We start from the raw sequence: 18674 nt of genomic DNA, 5'->3' as shown, positions 1-18674 counted from the left end.
ATGAGCGTACAACCGAGTTCCCATCATCCTGCCAAGCGCCCTGCCATGACCCTGCACAGCTTGATGAAGATGTACAGCGAAGGCGAAAAAATCACCATGCTGACCGCCTATGACGCAAGCTTTGCAGCGCTGGCTGATTTGGCAGGCCTTGAAGTCATTTTGGTGGGGGATTCTTTGGGCATGGTGTGCCAAGGCCACACCAGCACCTTGCCAGTGACGCTTGACGCCATGCGCTACCACACCGAATGTGTGGCCCGTGGCGTACAAAAGCAAAACGGCCGACCAATTGTTTTGGGCGACATGCCCTTTGGCACCTATGCCACCCCTGAACAAGCTTTTTGCAGCGCCAGCGAGTTAATGCAAGCCGGTGCGCATATGGTGAAGCTCGAAGGCGGCGTCTGGTTGGCCCCCACCGTGGAGTTTTTGGTCACCCGTGGCATACCGGTATGCGGACACATTGGCCTGACACCCCAAAGCGTGAACACCTTGGGCGGCTACCGTGTGCAAGGGCGCACCGACAGCGGTGCACAACAATTGATGCAAGACGCTTTGCTGTTGGAGAAGGCCGGCGCACAAATGTTGGTTTTGGAAATGGTGCCTGCAGCGCTCTCGGGGGACATCACACGCGCTTTGACCACTTGCGCCACCATCGGCATTGGCGCTGGCGTAGATACCGCAGGACAAATTTTGGTGTTGCACGATATGTTGGGCGTGACCCAAGGCAAGGTTCCTAAGTTCGCACACAACTTCATGAGCGAAGTCGGCAGCATTCAAGACGCCATGCACGCCTATGTGCGGGCAGTCAAAGAGCAACGATTCCCTGTGAACGAATTGCACGCTTGGTAAAAAACGCATGTTGATCGCTTATACGCTGGCCGAGTTGCGCCAGCATTTGCTGCGCTTTGAACGACCCGCCTTTGTGCCCACCATGGGTAATTTGCACGAGGGCCATTTGCACTTGCTACAAGTGGCCAAGCCCTTAGGCGATGTGTTGGTAGCCAGCATTTTTGTCAACCGCTTGCAGTTTTTACCGCACGAAGACTTTGCCAGCTACCCCCGCTCCTTTGAAGAAGACTGCGCCAAGCTGCGTGAACAGGGTTGCGATGTGTTGTTCGCCCCTGCAGAAACCGAGCTGTACCCCCAGCCCCAAACCTTCACAGTGCTGCCCGACCCAGCCTTGGCCGACATCTTGGAAGGGCAGTTTCGCCCTGGCTTTTTCACCGGTGTAAGCACAGTGGTGATGAAGCTCTTCACGGCCGTGTTTGCCGGCAAAGCGCTGGGCGTGGCGGTGTTTGGCAAGAAGGACTATCAACAATTAATGGTGATTCGCCAGATGGTGCGCCAGTTTGCCCTGCCGATTGACATCCACGGCGTGGACACCTGCCGTGCCCCAGATGGTTTGGCGCTGAGTTCGCGCAACGGCTACTTGAGCGCCGACGAACGGACCGAGGCGGTGCAACTGTCGATGGCGCTGCGCCAATTGGGCCTTTCGGCCATGACCGCAGGTGCTGCAATGCCCGCCTTGTTAACCCAACTCGAAGCCCAAGCCATGAACCACTTGCGTCAGCGCGGCTGGCAACCCGACTACCTCACCTTGCGGCGGCGCCAAGACCTGCAAGCGCCACAGGCCGGTGATGCACTGGTGGTGTTGGGTGCGGCGAAATTGGGTGGCACGCGCTTGATTGATAACTTAGAGCTTATTCGCCCTTAGCGCCTCGCCCCATGAGCACCGCCACGGCCTGCTGCGGCGTGGTGTGCCCTTGCAATACCGCCTCCACCGCTTGGGCGATGGGCATGTCTACACCCAGATGCTGCGCACGTTGCACCACAGTATGGGCGCTGTACACGCCTTCAGCCACATGGCCCAGCGACTGCAATACCTTGTCCAGCGATTGACCCTGCGCCAAGGCCATGCCAACTTGTCTGTTGCGGCTTAAGTCGCCGGTGGCGGTGAGCACCAAGTCACCCAAACCGCTCAAGCCCATGAAGGTATCAGCACGTGCGCCCATGGCCAGTCCCAAGCGGGAGATTTCTGCCAAACCACGGGTGATCAACGCCGCACGTGCGTTCAAGCCCAGTTGCATGCCGTCGCACAAACCAGTAGCAATCGCCATAACGTTTTTCACCGCGCCACCCACCTCCACACCTACTACATCGTCATTGGCATAAACACGCAAGTTGTCGCTATGAAAAGCATCCACCAATACCTGACGCACTAATGCATGTTCACTGGCCGCCACCAACGCGGCAGGTTGCCCAGCAGCCACCTCTTGAGCAAAACTCGGTCCACTCAAGACACCTGCCAGCATCTCAGGCGCAACCTCGGCTTGCACCTCGTGGGCAAGCAAACCTTGGCGCGATGAAGTCGACGCAGCAGCCTCAAACCCTTTGCACAACCAAGCCAGTGGGGTGCGATGTTGCAAAGGCGCCAGCGCTTGCAACACCGAACGTAGCGAGGCCATGGGTGTAGCCAAGACGGTCAAATCAGCACCGGACAAGACTTGCGAGAAAGGGGCGTGACTTAAGTCAAGAGAATCAGGCAAAACACGGCCAGGCAAATAGCGCTTGTTAACGCGCTGCTGCCGCATGTTTTGAATGAGCGATGCATCTCTGGCCCATAAAGTGACTTCATGGCGCTGGCAGGCTTGCAAGGCCAAGGCCGTTCCCCATGCGCCTGCCCCAACGATGACCAGCTTCACTGCAGTTTTTGGTCTGCCGCCATGCGCTGCTGCTGGTCGTACATGGATTGAAAGTTAATTTCCGCCATGTGAACTGGAGGGAAACCTGCCCGTTGAATCACGTCAGCCACATTGCCACGCAAATAGGGGTAAATGATTTGTGGGCAGGCAATGCCTGTGACAGGTTGTAACTGGCCCTCAGGTAGGTTGCGAATTTCAAAAATACCCGCCTGCTTGGCCTCGACCAAAAACATGGTTTGCTCGTTGATTTTGGTGGTGACGGTGGCGGTGACGGTGATTTCAAAAACGCCTTCGCCAATTTGCTCGGAGCCTAAACCGATTTGAATATCCACCGAAGGGGCTTCTTGTGACAACAAAATGGCAGGTGAATTGGGCTGCTCTAAAGACAGGTCTTTAAGGTAAACGCGCTGGATTTGAAAGACGGGATCGTTGGCTTCGGCCATGGTGTGTTTCCTGAAATATAAATACCCGCTTAGAAATAACTTCCTAAGCGGGCGAGGGTTAGGTGGCGAAGATTATGTCAGCTTGGCTTGCAGCAAAGGCATAAGGCCGCCACGGCTGTCCAAAGCCATCAAATCATCGCAGCCGCCCACATGGGTCTCACCAATGAAGATTTGCGGCACGGTGCGCCTGCCTGTCAATGTCATCATCCGATCTCTCTCGTCGGGCAAGAGGTCGATGCGTACCTCCTCGATGTGCTCGACGCCGCGAGCTTTGAGGATTTGCTTGGCCCGATTGCAATAAGGACAAACAGCGGTGGTGTACATCTTGATGGGTGGCATGGTGTTGCGGGTAGTTAGGTTTTTTCCAAAGGTAAATTGGCTTCTTGCCAAATCTTCAATCCGCCAGACAGGCTGTGGGCCTGCTCGAAGCCGAGTTTGGTAGCAATTTTTTGGGCGCGTTGCGAGCGAACGCCACTGGCGCATACCAAGATGAGGGGACGTTTTTTGTCATTGATGGCTTTGCCAAGGCTTGACTCTAAAGTATCAATGACAATGTTTTTGGCGCCGATCAAATGTCCAGCGGCAAACTCCTCGGGGCTGCGAACATCAACGATTTGGGCTTTTTCACGGTTGATCATCAATACCGCTTGGGTTGGGGAAATACCTGCGTTGCCCATGGCTTGCAAGGTGGGCACAAGCAGCGCCAGACCCGAAATCACAGCGACCAGCACCAACATCCAGTTATCGATCAAAAAACTCACCATGGTTACCTTGGAAATTAGTCTCAGAACTGTCATTTTAGAATGCATTCTTTTATTCTGACTAAACAAGGACATTTCTTCCCTATGTATACCCTGGTGCTCATTCGACACGGCGAATCAATTTGGAACCTGGAGAACCGTTTCACCGGTTGGGCCGATGTCGATCTGACCCCAAAGGGTGTTGAGCAAGCCCGACAAGCTGGCGTTTTGCTGAAAAACTCAGGTTTTGACTTTGATGAGGCCTATACCAGCGTGCTTAAACGCGCCATCCATACCTTGTGGCACGCCTTGGATGGCATGGATAGAACTTGGTTGCCGGTGACTCACCACTGGCGCTTGAATGAGCGACATTACGGCGCCTTGCAAGGCTTGAACAAAGCCGAGACCGCTGTGCAGTACGGTCAAGCGCAAGTGATGGCGTGGCGGCGCAGTTTCGATGTGGCCCCGCCTGCTATGCAACCTGGCGACAGCCGCTGGGAAGCCCAGGACCCGCGCTACGCCAAGCTCAGTGCCACTCAGGTGCCACTCACGGAGTGCCTCAAAGACACGGTTGAGCGGGTCATGCCCTTTTGGCATGAATCCCTGGTACCCGCCATTCGCGCTGGCAAACGCGTCTTGGTCAGTGCGCACGGTAACTCGCTGCGGGCCCTTGTCAAATACCTTGACAACATCGCCGACCAAGACATTGTGGGTTTGAATATTCCCAACGGCGAACCTTTGGTGTATGAATTGGACGCGGATTTACGCCCCATCCGCAGCTATTACCTGAAAGACGCCTAGACCCAGTGCTGACCATGCCCTGCCAAGGTTAATTTGCATAAAGGCTGCGCTTGGGATTCAGGCACAGTAAACTATCTTCTTCAATTGCCTATTAACGGCTTTTTTTAAACAGGGTAAAAATGGGCCAAAAACTCAAAATCGCGGGCTGGATCAGCATTGGTGCTCTGACGGGTGCATTAACCACCTTTTCATTGCAAACTGTGGCTCGCGCCAACATGGCGCCGCTGCCACTTGAAGAGTTGCAGCAACTCGCCGCTGTTTTCAGCATGGTCAAGAGCGATTACGTTGAAACAGTTGACGAGAAAAAACTCATCAATGACGCCATCTCTGGCATGGTCTCCAGCTTAGACCCGCATTCACAGTATTTTGATAAAAAATCCTACAAAGAATTCCGTGAAGGCACGACAGGCAAGTTTGTCGGCGTCGGCATCGAAATTTCCCAAGAAGACGGCATGGTCAAAGTGGTCTCGCCCATCGAAGGCTCGCCCGCTGACCGCGCGGGCTTGAAGCCTGGCGACTTGATCACCAAGGTCGATGACACCTCCATGAAAGGCCTGTCATTGAACGAAGCCGTCAAGCGTATGCGTGGCGAACCCCGCACCAAGGTTTTGCTTACCATCTACCGCAAAGACGAAAACCGCACCTTCCCAGTCACCATCGTTCGTGAAGAGATCAAAACCGTCAGTGTTAAATCCAAAATGATTGACAACGGTTACGGTTGGATTCGCGTCAGCCAGTTCCAAGAGCGCACCGTTGACGACTTGGCCCGTAAACTTGAAGAGTTGTACAAACAAGACCCCAAAATGAAGGGCTTGGTGCTCGATTTGCGCAACGACCCCGGTGGTTTATTGGATGCAGCAGTGGCTATCTCTGCCGTCTTCTTGCCCGACAACGTGACTGTCGTCTCCACCAACGGCCAATTGGAAGAAAGCAAATACACATTCAAAGCAGCGCCCGAGTTCTACTTGCGTCGCGGTGGTCAAGACAGTGTTTCCAGTCTTAATAACAAAACCAACGGCTTTTTCAAGAAAATCCCCTTAGTGGTTTTGGTCAACGAGGGCTCTGCTTCGGCCAGCGAGATCGTTGCCGGCGCTTTGCAAGACCACAAACGTGCCACCCTCATGGGCAGCCAAACCTTTGGCAAAGGATCGGTTCAAACCGTTCGCCAACTCGGCTCAGACACTGCGTTAAAAATCACCACCGCACGTTATTACACGCCCAGCGGACGCTCCATTCAAGCCAAAGGCATCGTGCCTGATTTGCTCATTGACGATACCGCCGAGGGCAGTCCTTATGCAGCTTTGCGCACCCGCGAGGCTGATTTGGAAAAACATTTGAACAGCGGCCAAGGCGAAGAAGTCAAAGACCCTTCGCGAGAGAAAGCCCGCGATGAGGCTTTGAAGCGCCTTGAAGAAGAATCGAAAAAACCTGTGGCAGATCGCAAAACGCCCGAGTACGGCAGTCCTGAAGACTTCCAGTTGCAACAAGCGCTCAACCGCTTGAAGAATCAACCTGTCAAGGTCAGCAAAACTTTGACCGAACGTCCTGCCGACAAAAAGGAACAGTAAGGCGTGAATGACGCCCAACTGCTGCGTTATTCTCGGCATATCCTGCTCGATGAGCTCGGCGACATAGGCCAACAACGGCTGCTTGGCAGCCATGCCGTGGTCATAGGTGCAGGCGGTTTGGGCTGCAGTGCAGCACTTTTTTTGGCATCCAGCGGTGTGGGGCATATCACCTTGGTTGACCATGACGAGGTGGATCTCACCAACTTGCAACGGCAGATCGCACACAGCACCGAGCGCATAGGGCAAGCCAAAGTGGTATCAGCCAAACAAGCGATGCTGGCGCTCAACCCCGACATACGCATCACCGCCTTGCAACAAAAGGCAGACCCTGCGCTGTTGGATCAACTCTTGCCTTCGGCCCAAGTGGTGCTGGATTGCAGTGACAATTTTCAAACCCGCCACCTGCTGAACAAGGCCTGCGTGCTACACCGTGTGCCCTTGGTGAGCGGCGCAGTCATTCGCTTGGATGGTCAGTTGACCACCTACGACCCCAGGCAATCGGACTCACCCTGTTACGCCTGTGTATTTCCGCCTGACCAAGTCCCTGAAGAAATCAGTTGCGCCACCATGGGTGTGTTGGCGCCTTTGGTGGGCGTCATTGGCAGCATGCAAGCAGCCGAAGCGCTGAAGTTACTGACTGACTTAGGCAGCTCTTTGGTGGGGCGACTGCAAATGCTTGATGGTCGCAGTCTGGCATGGACCGAAATGCGTTTGCGCCGTCAAGCTGATTGCGCCGTGTGTTGCTCGGACAAGCGCTCGTAAAAACGCACCGCCAGCGCAGCTCGATCTGCTTGCGGCATTTCAATAACTGAGCGCACAAAACGGTAACGCGACTTTTCTACCACCCTGCAACTGGCTGCATTGCGCTCATCCACACGGCAAACCAAGCGTGCACTGGGTATAAGGTCTAGGGCTGCGTCGCTCAAGGCGGCGACAGCTTCGCTCATCAAGCCATGTCCATGCGCTGAGGTTCTGCACCAATACCCCAACTCAAACTCTGGTACTTTGGCATCAATGCGGTGAAAACCGACGCTACCTACTAGCGTGCCTGTGGCTTTGTCATGCATCAGCATCGGCCAAGACAAACCCAATACAAAAGCACCAAAGCAAGATTGGCAGTAGTCCTCTGCTTTTTCGGGTGTTTGTGGCTTTTGCGCCCAAGGTAAAGAGTCGGGCCATTGGCGAAGCGCTGGCAAACTCTCTTGCACTGCCGAGTGCAAGGCGGCGCCTTCTCCGGGCTGAGGACAGCGTAACCACAAACGTGACGTCTCTATAAGTTCAAGCCATGCAGTGCTCATACGCCGATGATCCAGCCTTCCAGTGCATCCATCTCAGGTGGTAAACCATACAGCTTATCGCCACCCACATGGCGTTGCTGTGCCATAGCTGCTTGCACCATGCAAAGCACAGCGTCGAGTTTGTCGCCAGTGGCGTCTTGCACCAAAGCGTCATGCTGCGCAGGACGCAAATACAGCGTTACCCCCACTTGCCCGCTTACCAAGCCATGCAAGATGTCCTTGCGGGCAATCAAGCGCTCAGGGGTTTGTTTGGCCTTATCGTCGCTCTTATAACTGCGCGAACCTATCAGTTGTCTGGCCAACCACCCAGGGTAGGCTTCCAAAGCCACACGTTGTGTGTCGCCGTTATGAAGGCCTGGGAAATCCAAACCCGCTTGCAGCATCAAAGGCACACCAGCATGAAGCATATAAGCCACTGGTGGGTTCACCCATTTCATCGATGGGCTTGAACCTGCAGGAATATCGGTCGCACGGTGGGCAAATTTGCCACCAGCGGGGCGGTTATCGCAAAAGGCTTTGAAAGTGTCTCGAATTTGCGCGCGGCTGAGCAAGGCGAAATGGTCTATGCAGTCTTTCCAACTGAGCGGCCATTTCAGCGTAGTGACCAACTCGCGTGGTAAGCCAAACGGCAGATCAAAACCACCCGTCCATGGGCCTGGCGTGTGCAAAGCTTGCTCGAACGCAACAAGGCTTGTGCAAGCTTGCAAACCCTCGAGAACCAAGCGCTTATCTCGCCAAGCACCCCAAGCCAGCACAATGGATTTGCGTGAGGAGGGTGAGCTGCTGAAGTCACAGCCCAGCAAGCGTGTCATGGCAAAAAATTTAGGCGCGACCCAAAATGGCAGCTGTGGCCATCAACTCTTCAAGCAAGGCCAAAGAGACGTGGCCCGATACCGTATAAGGGTCCAGCACGGGGAGTTCGGAATACTTCAACACCACCGAGGTATTGAGTTTGGACAAATTGACCTGCCCCATGGTCCAACCACCAAAACGGCGTTCTGCAATTTCTTCGTAGTTGAGCAGTACCACATCGGTATGGCGCTTGTCGCTGACAATTTGGGCATACAAGTTATTGACTTGGTTGCGCCCACCTTCAATGGCTTGCAAATAAATGCCGCCGCCATAGCAAAGAATGCCTGTAATGCCATTGGCCATATTGTGTTCGCGGGCAACCGACAAGATGGAGTCTGTGGCCGCAGAAGCGTCGGGGTCTAGCGCCCGACTGACATAAAGCAATCGCACCAACATACCATCAGTCCTTTTTAGGAATCAGTGACAGAAATTCTCGGCGCAAATTGGGGTCTTTCAAAAATGCGCCACGCATGACGGAGTTGATCATGCGACTGTCCATGTCTTTCACCCCGCGCCAAGCCATGCAGTAATGAGAGGCCTCCATGACAATGGCCAAACCATCGGGCTGGGTTTTGACTTGAATCAAGTCAGCCAACTGCACCACCGCTTCTTCTTGAATCTGGGGGCGGCCCATGACCCATTCAGCAAGTCGAGCATACTTGGACAAACCAATCACATTGGTGTGCTCATTGGGCAAGACGCCAATCCAAATTTTTCCAATGACCGGACAAAAGTGGTGGCTGCAAGCGCTGCGAACCGTGATGGGGCCGACGATCATCAACTCGTTCAAATGCTCGGCATTGGGGAACTCGGTGATGACAGGCGGGGTGACGAAGCGGCCACGAAAGACTTCTTGAACATACATTTTGGCCACCCGCCTCGCGGTGTCTGCGGTGTTGTGGTCATGCTCGGTATCGATGACGAGGCTACTGAGAACACCCGTCATTTTCTCGGCGACTTCTTCGAGCAATTTATCGAGTTCGCCTGGCTCAATAAAGTCAGCAATATTGTCATTGGCATGAAAACGCTTGCGCGAAGCCAGCAACCTTTCGCGGATTTTGATGGACACAGGAACACCCGCGTCATTTGCCTCTGAAGTCATGGTTGTCTCAGTCTTTTTCAACATGTCCAAGATACTAACAGCAGTGGACTGATTGAGCCTACAGGCAAAGACAAAGACCCTGCCTAGGCTGTTTCGATGGTGCGCAAACGGATATGCAACTCGCGAAGTTGCTTTTCATCTACCAGCGAGGGCGCTTGGGTAAGCAAGCACTGCGCACGTTGGGTTTTAGGAAAAGCAATCACGTCGCGGATAGAGTCTGCACCTGTCATCAGGGTGACGATACGGTCCAAACCAAAGGCCAAACCACCGTGGGGTGGAGCGCCATATTGCAATGCGTCGAGCAAGAAGCCAAATTTGATTTGCGCTTCCTCGGGGGTAATCTTTAAGGCATCAAATACTTTTTGCTGTACATCGGCGCGGTGAATACGCACCGAGCCCCCACCAATTTCCCAGCCATTGAGCACCATGTCATAGCCCTTGGCAATACACTTCTCAGGCGCTGTGACCATCCAATCCTCGTGCCCATCTTTGGGGGCAGTGAAAGGGTGGTGTACGGCGTTGTAGCGACCGGCTTCCTCGTCGAACTCGAACATGGGGAAATCCACCACCCACAACGGCGCCCAGCGGTCTTGCAGCAGGCCTTGTTTTTTGCCAAAGTCACTGTGACCGATTTTCAGGCGTAAGCCGCCAATAGCGTCATTCACCACTTTGGCCTTGTCAGCACCAAAGAACAGCAAGTCCCCGTCTTGTGCGCCACTGCGCGACAAGATTTCAGCAATGGCTTTGTCGTGCAGATTTTTCACAATAGGCGACTGCAAGCCTTCTCGACCCTTGGCCACTTCATTGACTTTGATCCACGCCAAGCCTTTGGCGCCATAAATTTTCACGAACTCGGTGAAACCGTCTATCTCGCCTCTACTCATCTCGCCACCACCGGGCACACGCAATGCAACCACACGCCCGCCTTTGCTGGTAGCCGGGCCGCTAAAGACTTTGAAATCTACATCGGCCATGACATCGGTGAGTTCGGTGAACTCGAGTTGAATACGCAAGTCGGGCTTGTCCGAACCAAAGCGGTGCATTGCTTCTGAATAGGCCATGATGGGGAAGTCGCCCAAGTCAATATCGAGCACTTGCTTGAACACACCTTTGATCATGTCTTGAAACAAAGCGCGAATTTCTTCTTCACCTAAGAAAGAAGTTTCGATATCAATCTGGGTGAATTCGGGTTGGCGGTCTGCTCGCAGGTCTTCATCGCGAAAACATTTGGTAATTTGGTAGTAACGGTCAAAGCCAGACACCATCAGCAACTGCTTGAACAGTTGGGGCGACTGTGGCAAAGCAAAGAAATGTCCATCGTGAACACGGCTAGGTACCAAGTAGTCACGAGCGCCCTCTGGCGTGCTTTTGGTCAGCATGGGTGTCTCAATGTCGACAAAGCCATTGGCATCTAAAAATTTACGCACTGCCATTGATACGCGGTAGCGCAGCATAAGATTCTTTTGCATATAGGGGCGACGCAAATCCAACACCCTGTGGGTTAATCGAGTGGTCTCAGACAAATTGTCGTCATCAAGTTGGAAAGGCGGCGTCACTGAAGGATTGAGCACCACCAACTCATGGCAAAGTACTTCTATCTTGCCGCTTTTGAGTTGTTCGTTAATGGTGCCTTCTGGGCGCAAGCGCACCACGCCTTTGATCTGCACGCAAAATTCATTGCGGATGTCTTCGGCCACTTTGAACATATCGGAGCGGTCGGGGTCACAGACCACCTGAACATAGCCCTCACGATCACGCAAATCTATAAAGATCACGCCACCATGGTCGCGTCGGCGATTGACCCATCCGCACAAAGACACACTTTGCCCTTGCAGTGCTTCGGTGACCAATCCACAGTAGTGCGTTCTCATAGCTTGTTATCCAGTCTTAAAAAATAATTGCGACATCAGGCACTCTAGGGCACCGACTTTTATTGAAGGGTGGTGGGTAAAGCCGTGGGAGAGACTGCACCCATAGAGATGACATAGGTCAGCGCTTCGTCCACACTCATATCGAGTTCAATCACATCTGTGACGGGTACCAGCAAAAAAAATCCACTGGTAGGGTTGGGCGTGGTGGGCACATAAACGCTCATAAAGCCATCTCCCAAATGTGTTTGCACTTCGCCTTGGGGTACACCAGTTTGAAATGCAATAGTCCAAGCACCCTGTCGTGGGTACTGCAACAACACTGCCTTTCGAAAGGCGTTGCCATTGCTTGAAAAAAGCGTGTCAGATACTTTTTTTACGCTGGTATAGATAGATTTGACAATGGGTATGTGGGTGAAAAGATGATCCCATTGCTTGACCATCCAACGGCCTGCCACATTGGAAGCCAAGGCGCCAGTGAAAACCAGCACCAAAAAAACCATCACAACACCCAAGCCTTTGATGCCATTGAGCTGCTGCAAAGAATTTGTATGTACTTGCGGCAAGACACTGCCCAAACCATAAAGCACATTAGCCAAAATACCGTCGAGGGCGCCAACCAGCCAACTCAAAACCCACAGGGTGATGGCCAAGGGCAACCACACCAGCAGTCCAGCAAAGATGTATTTTTTTAAATTCATTTTGTGATACTTGAAAAAGCCAGCCAGTAATTATCGACTTTAGTGACAAGCACACGAAGGGGCGCAAGAAGAGGCGCTGGTAGCAGCAGGGGTGTCAGCGGATTTGGCAGGCGGCGCTGCATCAGGCGTAGCCGTGGTGGCAGGGTCGGTACTGGCAGGGGCAGTGTTGCCCCCTCCTTTGAAGTCGGTGGCATACCAACCCGATCCCTTGAGCTGAAAACCAGCAGCCGTGAGTTGCTTGGTGTAAGAGGGTTTACCGCAAGAGGGACAGTCACTCAAGGGGGGGTCGGACATTTTTTGCAGCTGGTCTTTTGCGAAGCCGCAAGCGCTGCATTTATAAGCATAAATTGGCATAGATGATTCGCAGAGTGAGCACAGATTGAAGCCTTAAATTGTATGCTTTTTATGCAGGAGAAGGCCCCCAGCCCCTGAAAACCGCGTCCAACTGTTCTTATACTACTCGCCTGGCGCTCGCACAGCGAGTTTCTTTGTTGGGTTATCCACTTTTTACTTATGGAGTCTTTGCCATCATGAACAAACGTCTTTTGTGGCTTGTCTTGGCTTGCTTGTCTGTTGCCGCTTGTGGCAAAAAGGAAGAGCCAAAGGCTCCTCCCGTTGCTGCGGCACCTGTGAATGCAGAAGAGAAGGTGTTAAACGTTTACAACTGGCCCGATTACATTGCTGCCGACATGATCGCCAATTTCGAAAAAGAAACTGGTATCAAAGTTAATTACCAAACCTTTGAAAACAATGAAGGCTTGCAAGCCAAGTTGGTAGCAGGTAACTCTGGTTATGACATCGTGGTTCCTGGCTCGGTGTTCGTGAAAGCCCAAATCGAAGCAGGTCTGCTGAAAAAACTCGATAAATCCCAAATCCCCAATTACAAAAACCTTGATCCCGCCTTGATGAGCAAACTCACAAGTGTGGACCCAGGCAATGAATATGTACTCCCTTGGGCGTGGAGTTTCACTACGGTAGCCATCAACAAAGCCAAAGTCACCAAAGCTTTGGGCAGCACCCCCATGCCAGAAAACGCTTGGGACTTGGTGTTTAACCCCACCTATACCTCCAAGCTCAAATCCTGTGGCATCGCCTATCTCGATTCACCCTCTGAAATCTTGCCACCTGCTCTGCACTACATTGGCAAGAATGCTTACTCGCAAGATGCGGCGGACCACAAAGCCGCTGGCGAGATGCTGGCCAAGGTTCGCAAAGACATTCGATTGTTCTCTAGCACCATGATCGACGACGTCGCAGGAGGCAAAGCTTGTGTGGCCTTGGGCTGGGCGGGTGATTTCAATATTGCCATTGCGCGTGCCAATGAAAACAAGAGCGGCCAAGAGCTCGAAGTGATGTTGCCCAAAACCGGCGGCCTGATCTTCTTTGACAACTTGGCCGTTCCTGCTGACGCCAAGCACCCCAATAACGCCATGGCTTTCATCAATTACTTCCTCAAAGCCGAAGTCTCTGCTGCTTTGACCAACGAATTGGGCTACCCCACCGCGAACAAAGCCAGTTTGGCCAACGTCAACCCAGAAGTCGCACAAAACAAAGCCGTGTTTCCTGATGAAGCCAATTTGGGCTTGATGGTGCCACCTGCCGCATTGGGTAACGCGGCTCGTGAGTCCATGACAGCGGTCTACACCAGCTTCAAAAAAGGCAAGTAAAGATTGGTGCGGACACTTAAGTTGTTCACAGAGTGTCCGCCGTCTTTAAGCTAAGTCATACATCTTGAAGACCTTGTCGTCCACGTTAGGACTGCTGTTTTTGCGGCGTGGCCGCTTGATGGTTTTGGGTGTCCCATGGTTTTGGTTGCTGCTGTTTTTTGCGGTCCCCTTTTTCATACTGCTGCGCATCAGTGTGACCGACATGGGGGAGCAACTCAACCCCTTTGCCCCGCTGGTAGATGTTCAAGCGGGGCATTTTTCTTTGCGTCTGAAGTTCGCCAACTATGTGTCTTTATTGCGCGACCCAGACTCAGGCTGGGGACAGACGCTTTACATCGAGTCGTATCTGCTGTCTTTGCGGTACGCTTTTCTAACGACCTGCTTGTGTTTGTTCTTTGGTTATCCCTTTGCCTATTTCTTAGCCCGAAGTCCCAGCAACGTTCGTCCTTTGTTGCTCTTGATGGTCATGCTGCCTTTTTGGACCTCGTTTTTATTACGGGTCTATGCATGGAAGGGCTTGCTGGCAGATGCCGGCTTGATCAATAACCTCATGCTAGCAGTGGGGTTGATAAATGAACCTGTACAACTGCTCTACAACGATGTTTCCATGTTGGTAGGCATGACCTATGTCTACCTGCCCTTCATGGTTTTACCTCTTTATGCCAATTTGGTGAAACTTGATCTGCGTTTACTTGAAGCTGCCCAAGATTTGGGAGCAACCCCTTGGAAGACTTTTTGGCTCATCACCGTACCCATGAGTCGTGCAGGCATTGTGGCTGGATCCATCTTGGTTTTCATTCCTTGCTTGGGTGAATTTGTCATCCCCTCTCTTTTGGGGGGCGCAGAAAACATCATGATTGGACGTGTGGTGTGGGATGAAATGTTCAGCAGCAACAACTGGCCTCGAGCCAGCGCCTTGTCTATTGTGTTGATTTTGGGTGTGATCATTCCGCTGGCTTGGTTTAACCAACGTTTGGCTCTTAAGGTCGCAGAGGAAGGCCAGTAATGCAGGCCAACCCATGGCACCGCTATGTCAGCCGCTTATGGCTGGGTGGGGTGTTTTTATTTTTCTATTTACCGCTGATTTTTTTGGTGGTGTTCTCCTTCAACAGTACCCGCCAAGACAGCCAGTTCACGGGGTTTTCGCTGCGTTGGTATCAAGCCTTAGGCCAAGACACCCGTTTGGTTGAAGGTTTTTTGCTGTCTTTGAATGTGGCTTTGCTCAGTGCCACCTTAGCTACGGTATTGGCTACTTTGGCAGCTTATGCCTTGATACGTTTTGGAGTATTCAAAGGTCGCTCCTTGTTCAATGCCATGCTGAACTCACCTTTGGTCATGCCTGAAGTCATCATTGGCTTGTCCTTGCTATTGCTGTTTGTTGGCATGGAGCGTTGGGTGGGTTGGCCTGGAAGGGGTGCAACCACCATCGTGTTGGGACATGCTTTGCTGGGCATGGCGTATGCCACTGTGGTGGTGCAGTCTCGCCTAAAAGAAATGGACCGATCCATTGAAGAGGCAGCACTTGACTTAGGTTGCCGACCCTACCAAGTATTTTTTTTGGTGACACTGCCCAATATTTCGCAAGCTTTGGTTGCAGCGTGGTTGCTGACCTTCACCTTGTCGTTTGATGATGTGGTGATTTCCGAATTTTTATCTGGACCTGGCGTGACTACCTTGCCCCAAGTGATTTTTAGCTATGCGCGGCGTGGAGTGAACCCCTCAATTTACGCTGCGGCCACGCTATTGATGGCCGTGGTGAGTCTGGCAGTGGTGTTGTATGGGGTGCATACGTCACGGCAAATGCGGCGTGAAGCCTACCGGCCTTTAGACTGAAAGATCAGCCAGCCAAGCTCCACACACCAAGTGCAGCAGTGATAACGATACCAGCCATAAAGCCCAAGACCAATAACAAAATAGCCTGCAAGTTTTGATGTGTTCTGCGTTGTGCTTCAATCAAACGAATCAATTCATCACGCTCTGCTAACTGATCACGTTGTAAATAGGCATGGACCAAACGTGGAATTTCTGGAATAAGTTTGGCAAACCGAGGGGCTTCAATTTTGAGTTGTTGCCAAAATTTTTGGGGCCCCATTTGCTCTAGCATCCACTTTTCCAAGAAGGGCTTGGCGGTGCTCCATAAATCGAGGTCTGGGTCGAGTTGTCGCCCCAGGCCTTCAATATTGAGCAAGGTTTTTTGCAATAACACTAACTGCGGTTGTATTTCCACTTGGAAGCGTCTGGAAGTTTGAAATAGGCGCAACAACACCATACCCAAGGAAATTTCTTTCAATGGCCTATCGAAATAAGGCTCGCAAACTGCCCGAATAGCCGACTCAAGTTCATCTACTCGGGTGTGGTCTGGCACCCACCCCGACTCAATATGCAACTCGGCCACTCGCTTGTAATCACGCCGGAAAAAAGCGGTGAAGTTTTGCGCCAAATAATCTTTATCGATCTCAGTGAGAGTCCCCACGATGCCAAAGTCTAGGGACACATAGCGCCCAAAGGTTGCGCTATCAGTGCTGACTTGAATATTGCCTGGGTGCATATCAGCATGAAAGAAACCATCTCTAAAGACTTGGGTGAAAAACAAGGTTACGCCATCTTTGGCAAGTTGCGGGATGTTGACACCCGCCTTGCGTAAAGCCTCGGTATGACTGATCGGAATGCCATACATACGCTCCATGACCAATACATTGGTGCGGCAATATTCCCAGACCATCTCAGGGATCAAGACCAAATTCAAGCCCTCCATATTGCGGCGCAACTGTGCTGCATTGGAGGCCTCACGAACCAAATCGAGTTCGTCGTGCAGGTGCTTATCAAACTCTGCCACGACTTCGCGGGGCTTGAGTCGCTTGCCGTCTCTAGAGAGTCGCTCAAGCCACATTGCCATATTGCGCATGAGGTCTAAGTCTTTGTCGATCACTTTGAGCATGCCTGGGCGCAACACCTTCACCGCCACCTCGCGCTCAGGCTCACCCTTGTTGTTTCGCAGTCGCGCAAAATGTACTTGTGCAACAGATGCGCTGGCAACAGGCGTGTGTTCAAAGTGGCTAAATACCTCGTCAAGCTTTTTACCAAAAGCTTTTTCAATCATGGCCACTGCTTGAGCGGAAGGAAAAGGGGGCACCTGGTCTTGCAGTTTGGCGAGTTCGTCAGAAATGTCTTCAGGCAACAAATCGCGGCGGGTGGATAGCACTTGGCCAAACTTTACAAAGACGGGGCCTAAGCGCTCCAAGGCAAGACGCAGACGCTCGCCTCGGGGGGCGCGTAAATTTCGCCCAAATGTAAGAACACGAGAAACAACCTTTAACCAAGGCTGCTTGAAGCCTGAGAGCAGCAATTCATCGAGACCGAAGCGCAGAACGATCCAGACGATAAACACGCCGCGGTCAATGCGAATCATGACGGGTGCACCGTATGGGAAGCGGGTGCAGGTAAAAATCCTTTGAGTGCCGCAAAGACTCGCTTGGCCACGGCCACGCTTTGGTGCGCCATAGCATCGCCAAGAACACGTGAGAGGTCTTCCTCGATGTCCCAGCGAACATGGTCTACCAGCCAATTGATATCTGCTGCCAACATGACGTCGCCTTGCACTTGCATGGTGGGTTTGTCACCCTGCGCCAAGCCTTGAACAATGGCCAGCGGCGACTCTTGGCTGATATGCAAACACAAGTCTGGCGAATTTTGCAGCCCCGTCCTTTCGAGCAAACCCGCAGGGGTGATGCGACAGGACAGTTGCAGTTGTCGCCAGCTGATTTGCAGTGTGCGGTTTTGCTGGCGCCTAAGCCTCGTCATGGCAGCAGGCTCTTGCATCAAGACATGGTTGACCACAAGAAGCACGCGGTCTTGCGCCCCTTCAATCAAGACAGCAGGTGGCTGCAGATGCATCAGGGCAGAGCTGAACTGAGCAGCCAACTCTGCCAATGAGGGTGAATTTTTCATCAACAGCGTGAGTTATTGCAAAGCCTGTACGCCAGCAACCAGCCAACCGATTTGTCCATTTTTAGGCTTGGTCATATTCCACACCTCTCGGAAGGGGCTGGGGCCTGCTGCTGCGTCCTCGCGAATCAAACCAGAGAACTCGATGCTGGCCATATAACCTTCACCCAAATCTTCAATACCCAGCAACTGCGCTTCTAGCATGACCACCTCAGTGGTGTTGGGGCCAGAGACCATTTGTCCCCGCTCAGACAGTTGGGACTGAATTTCAAGCAGCATGTCATCGGTCATCATGACGCGCAAGGCGGGAATATCGGCTCTGTCCCAAGCGGCTTGCAGATTGATGAAATTTTGTTTAGCAGCTTGCACAAAGCCTTGCACATCAAAACCTTCTGGGATGCTCCAGTTTTGACCACTGCCCATCAATGAAGAACCAATTCGGGCAGTCGCACGATTGGGGGCTGTTTGTGAGGGGTAAGGGGTGCTAGGGTTTTCCCAAGGGCGAGCCGAGGCATCGTTGCCAACCTTTGCGGGGTTGTACTGCGGAGCATGGTCAGGATTGCCAGCAGAACCGGCACCACCATAGGCATAGGGAGTTGCGGTTTGACTGTTGACACGACGGCGCATAAACCAACCAGCCAGCAGCATCAAGCCCAAAGCCAACAAACCAAACATCATGAACTGACCAAACTCTGCGCCAAAACCCATTGAATGGGCCAACCATGCCAAGCCCAAACCAGCAGCCAAGCCACCGAGCATGGCACCCCAAGGGCGGCGCGGTTGTTGAACAGGCGGTGTAGCAGGTGAAGGCGTCGCAGCAGGTGCTGTGGCAGCATTTTGACCAGCTGGGCGAGCGGCTTCACGTTGGGTGACAGCGCCAGACTGCTTACCAAAGGAGCGTCCCCCGCCCAAACGCTTAGCATCAGCCTGCAGGCTGACCGATAAGAGCGCCACACTTAGCAACATAGTCAAGATTTTCATAAAAAACTT

At 52.7% G+C, this 18674-nt stretch carries 22 protein-coding genes; 8 read left to right on the top strand and 14 right to left on the bottom strand.

Annotated features, from left to right (window positions below):
* Together panB and panC are read left to right on the top strand one after the other, a co-directional pair.
* Positions 1–846 (top strand): 3-methyl-2-oxobutanoate hydroxymethyltransferase, encoded by an 846-nt coding sequence (panB, locus tag AC9UEO_RS02585; RefSeq protein WP_509529456.1) that lies wholly within the window; start codon positions 1–3, stop codon positions 844–846.
* A gap of 7 nt (positions 847–853) precedes the next feature.
* The gene (gene panC / locus AC9UEO_RS02580) at positions 854–1711 is read left to right on the top strand and encodes a pantoate--beta-alanine ligase (protein WP_509529454.1); all 858 of its coding nucleotides are present in this window, start codon (positions 854–856) and stop codon (positions 1709–1711) included.
* Here panC and AC9UEO_RS02575 read toward each other — a convergent pair.
* The 4 genes from AC9UEO_RS02575 to AC9UEO_RS02560 form a co-directional block, all read right to left on the bottom strand.
* Complete coding sequence (locus AC9UEO_RS02575; protein WP_509529452.1) at positions 1698–2699, bottom strand: NAD(P)H-dependent glycerol-3-phosphate dehydrogenase; 1002 nt, start codon at positions 2697–2699, stop codon at positions 1698–1700. The two genes, panC and AC9UEO_RS02575, sit on opposite strands and share 14 nt — an antisense overlap.
* The gene (secB, locus tag AC9UEO_RS02570) at positions 2696–3142 is read right to left on the bottom strand and encodes a protein-export chaperone SecB (protein ID WP_509529450.1); all 447 of its coding nucleotides are present in this window, start codon (positions 3140–3142) and stop codon (positions 2696–2698) included. The genes AC9UEO_RS02575 and secB overlap by 4 nt, the downstream gene beginning before the upstream one ends.
* Positions 3143–3214: 72 nt before the next feature.
* Positions 3215–3481: a glutaredoxin 3 gene (gene grxC, locus AC9UEO_RS02565; RefSeq protein ID WP_509529448.1), complete on the bottom strand. Its 267-nt coding sequence runs from the start codon at positions 3479–3481 to the stop codon at positions 3215–3217.
* 14 nt (positions 3482–3495) lie between these two features.
* Entirely contained in the window at positions 3496–3903 is a 408-nt protein-coding gene (locus AC9UEO_RS02560; protein ID WP_509529725.1) for a rhodanese-like domain-containing protein, read from the bottom strand.
* An 84-nt stretch (positions 3904–3987) separates the two neighbouring features.
* Between AC9UEO_RS02560 and gpmA the strand changes: the two genes are divergently transcribed.
* The 3 genes from gpmA (at position 3988) to AC9UEO_RS02545 (ending at position 7013) form a co-directional block, all read left to right on the top strand.
* Entirely contained in the window at positions 3988–4683 is a 696-nt protein-coding gene (gene gpmA / locus AC9UEO_RS02555) for a 2,3-diphosphoglycerate-dependent phosphoglycerate mutase (protein ID WP_509529446.1), read from the top strand.
* A gap of 119 nt (positions 4684–4802) precedes the next feature.
* Positions 4803–6251 (top strand): S41 family peptidase, encoded by a 1449-nt coding sequence (locus AC9UEO_RS02550; protein ID WP_509529444.1) that lies wholly within the window; start codon positions 4803–4805, stop codon positions 6249–6251.
* A gap of 3 nt (positions 6252–6254) precedes the next feature.
* On the top strand, positions 6255–7013 hold the full coding sequence (locus AC9UEO_RS02545; protein WP_509529442.1) for a HesA/MoeB/ThiF family protein: 759 nt from the start codon (positions 6255–6257) through the stop codon (positions 7011–7013).
* On the opposite strand, the gene AC9UEO_RS02540 is transcribed toward AC9UEO_RS02545, so the two are convergent.
* From AC9UEO_RS02540 to AC9UEO_RS02510, 7 genes are read right to left on the bottom strand one after another with little or no spacing between them, the layout of a single operon-like run.
* Entirely contained in the window at positions 6971–7549 is a 579-nt protein-coding gene (locus AC9UEO_RS02540) for a GNAT family N-acetyltransferase (RefSeq protein WP_509529439.1), read from the bottom strand. The two genes, AC9UEO_RS02545 and AC9UEO_RS02540, sit on opposite strands and share 43 nt — an antisense overlap.
* Positions 7546–8361: a DUF429 domain-containing protein gene (locus AC9UEO_RS02535; protein ID WP_509529437.1), complete on the bottom strand. Its 816-nt coding sequence runs from the start codon at positions 8359–8361 to the stop codon at positions 7546–7548. Before AC9UEO_RS02535 ends, AC9UEO_RS02540 begins: the two co-directional genes overlap by 4 nt.
* 10 nt (positions 8362–8371) lie before the next feature.
* Positions 8372–8797 (bottom strand): BLUF domain-containing protein, encoded by a 426-nt coding sequence (locus tag AC9UEO_RS02530; protein WP_509529435.1) that lies wholly within the window; start codon positions 8795–8797, stop codon positions 8372–8374.
* Positions 8798–8801: 4 nt separating this feature from the next.
* A complete protein-coding gene (folE, locus tag AC9UEO_RS02525) occupies positions 8802–9527 on the bottom strand; it encodes a GTP cyclohydrolase I (protein WP_509529433.1) in 726 nt (241 codons plus the stop codon).
* 59 nt (positions 9528–9586) lie between these two features.
* Positions 9587–11374, bottom strand: a complete 1788-nt coding sequence (gene aspS / locus AC9UEO_RS02520) for an aspartate--tRNA ligase (RefSeq protein WP_509529431.1) — start codon at positions 11372–11374, stop codon at positions 9587–9589.
* Between the two features lie 59 nt (positions 11375–11433).
* Positions 11434–12072 (bottom strand): DUF502 domain-containing protein, encoded by a 639-nt coding sequence (locus AC9UEO_RS02515; protein ID WP_509529429.1) that lies wholly within the window; start codon positions 12070–12072, stop codon positions 11434–11436.
* Positions 12073–12111: 39 nt separating this feature from the next.
* Positions 12112–12426 carry an FmdB family zinc ribbon protein gene (locus AC9UEO_RS02510; RefSeq protein ID WP_509529427.1) on the bottom strand — a complete coding sequence of 105 codons (315 nt, stop codon included), beginning with the start codon at positions 12424–12426 and terminating at the stop codon, positions 12112–12114.
* A gap of 176 nt (positions 12427–12602) precedes the next feature.
* Between AC9UEO_RS02510 and AC9UEO_RS02505 the strand changes: the two genes are divergently transcribed.
* The 3 genes from AC9UEO_RS02505 (at position 12603) to AC9UEO_RS02495 (ending at position 15572) form a co-directional block, all read left to right on the top strand.
* Complete coding sequence (locus AC9UEO_RS02505; RefSeq protein WP_509529425.1) at positions 12603–13739, top strand: extracellular solute-binding protein; 1137 nt, start codon at positions 12603–12605, stop codon at positions 13737–13739.
* A gap of 118 nt (positions 13740–13857) precedes the next feature.
* Positions 13858–14745: an ABC transporter permease gene (locus AC9UEO_RS02500; RefSeq protein ID WP_509529722.1), complete on the top strand. Its 888-nt coding sequence runs from the start codon at positions 13858–13860 to the stop codon at positions 14743–14745.
* Complete coding sequence (locus tag AC9UEO_RS02495) at positions 14745–15572, top strand: ABC transporter permease (protein WP_509529423.1); 828 nt, start codon at positions 14745–14747, stop codon at positions 15570–15572. Before AC9UEO_RS02500 ends, AC9UEO_RS02495 begins: the two co-directional genes overlap by 1 nt.
* Before the next feature lie 4 nt (positions 15573–15576).
* On the opposite strand, the gene ubiB is transcribed toward AC9UEO_RS02495, so the two are convergent.
* The 3 genes from ubiB to AC9UEO_RS02480 are packed head-to-tail and all read right to left on the bottom strand — an operon-like array spanning position 15577 to position 18665.
* A complete protein-coding gene (ubiB, locus tag AC9UEO_RS02490) occupies positions 15577–17148 on the bottom strand; it encodes a ubiquinone biosynthesis regulatory protein kinase UbiB (RefSeq protein WP_509529420.1) in 1572 nt (523 codons plus the stop codon).
* Positions 17145–17687, bottom strand: a complete 543-nt coding sequence (locus AC9UEO_RS02485; protein ID WP_509529416.1) for a hypothetical protein — start codon at positions 17685–17687, stop codon at positions 17145–17147. Before AC9UEO_RS02485 ends, ubiB begins: the two co-directional genes overlap by 4 nt.
* A 12-nt stretch (positions 17688–17699) precedes the next feature.
* Entirely contained in the window at positions 17700–18665 is a 966-nt protein-coding gene (locus tag AC9UEO_RS02480) for a Tim44 domain-containing protein (protein WP_509529414.1), read from the bottom strand.
* Positions 18666–18674 lie beyond the last annotated feature (9 nt).

It is taken from the genome of Limnohabitans sp., assembly GCF_040401495.1.
In the GTDB taxonomy this organism is placed as follows: domain Bacteria; phylum Pseudomonadota; class Gammaproteobacteria; order Burkholderiales; family Burkholderiaceae_C; genus Limnohabitans.
The sequence above is the reverse complement of the archived record's forward strand: the minus strand, read 5'-3'. Positions and strand labels throughout refer to the sequence as shown.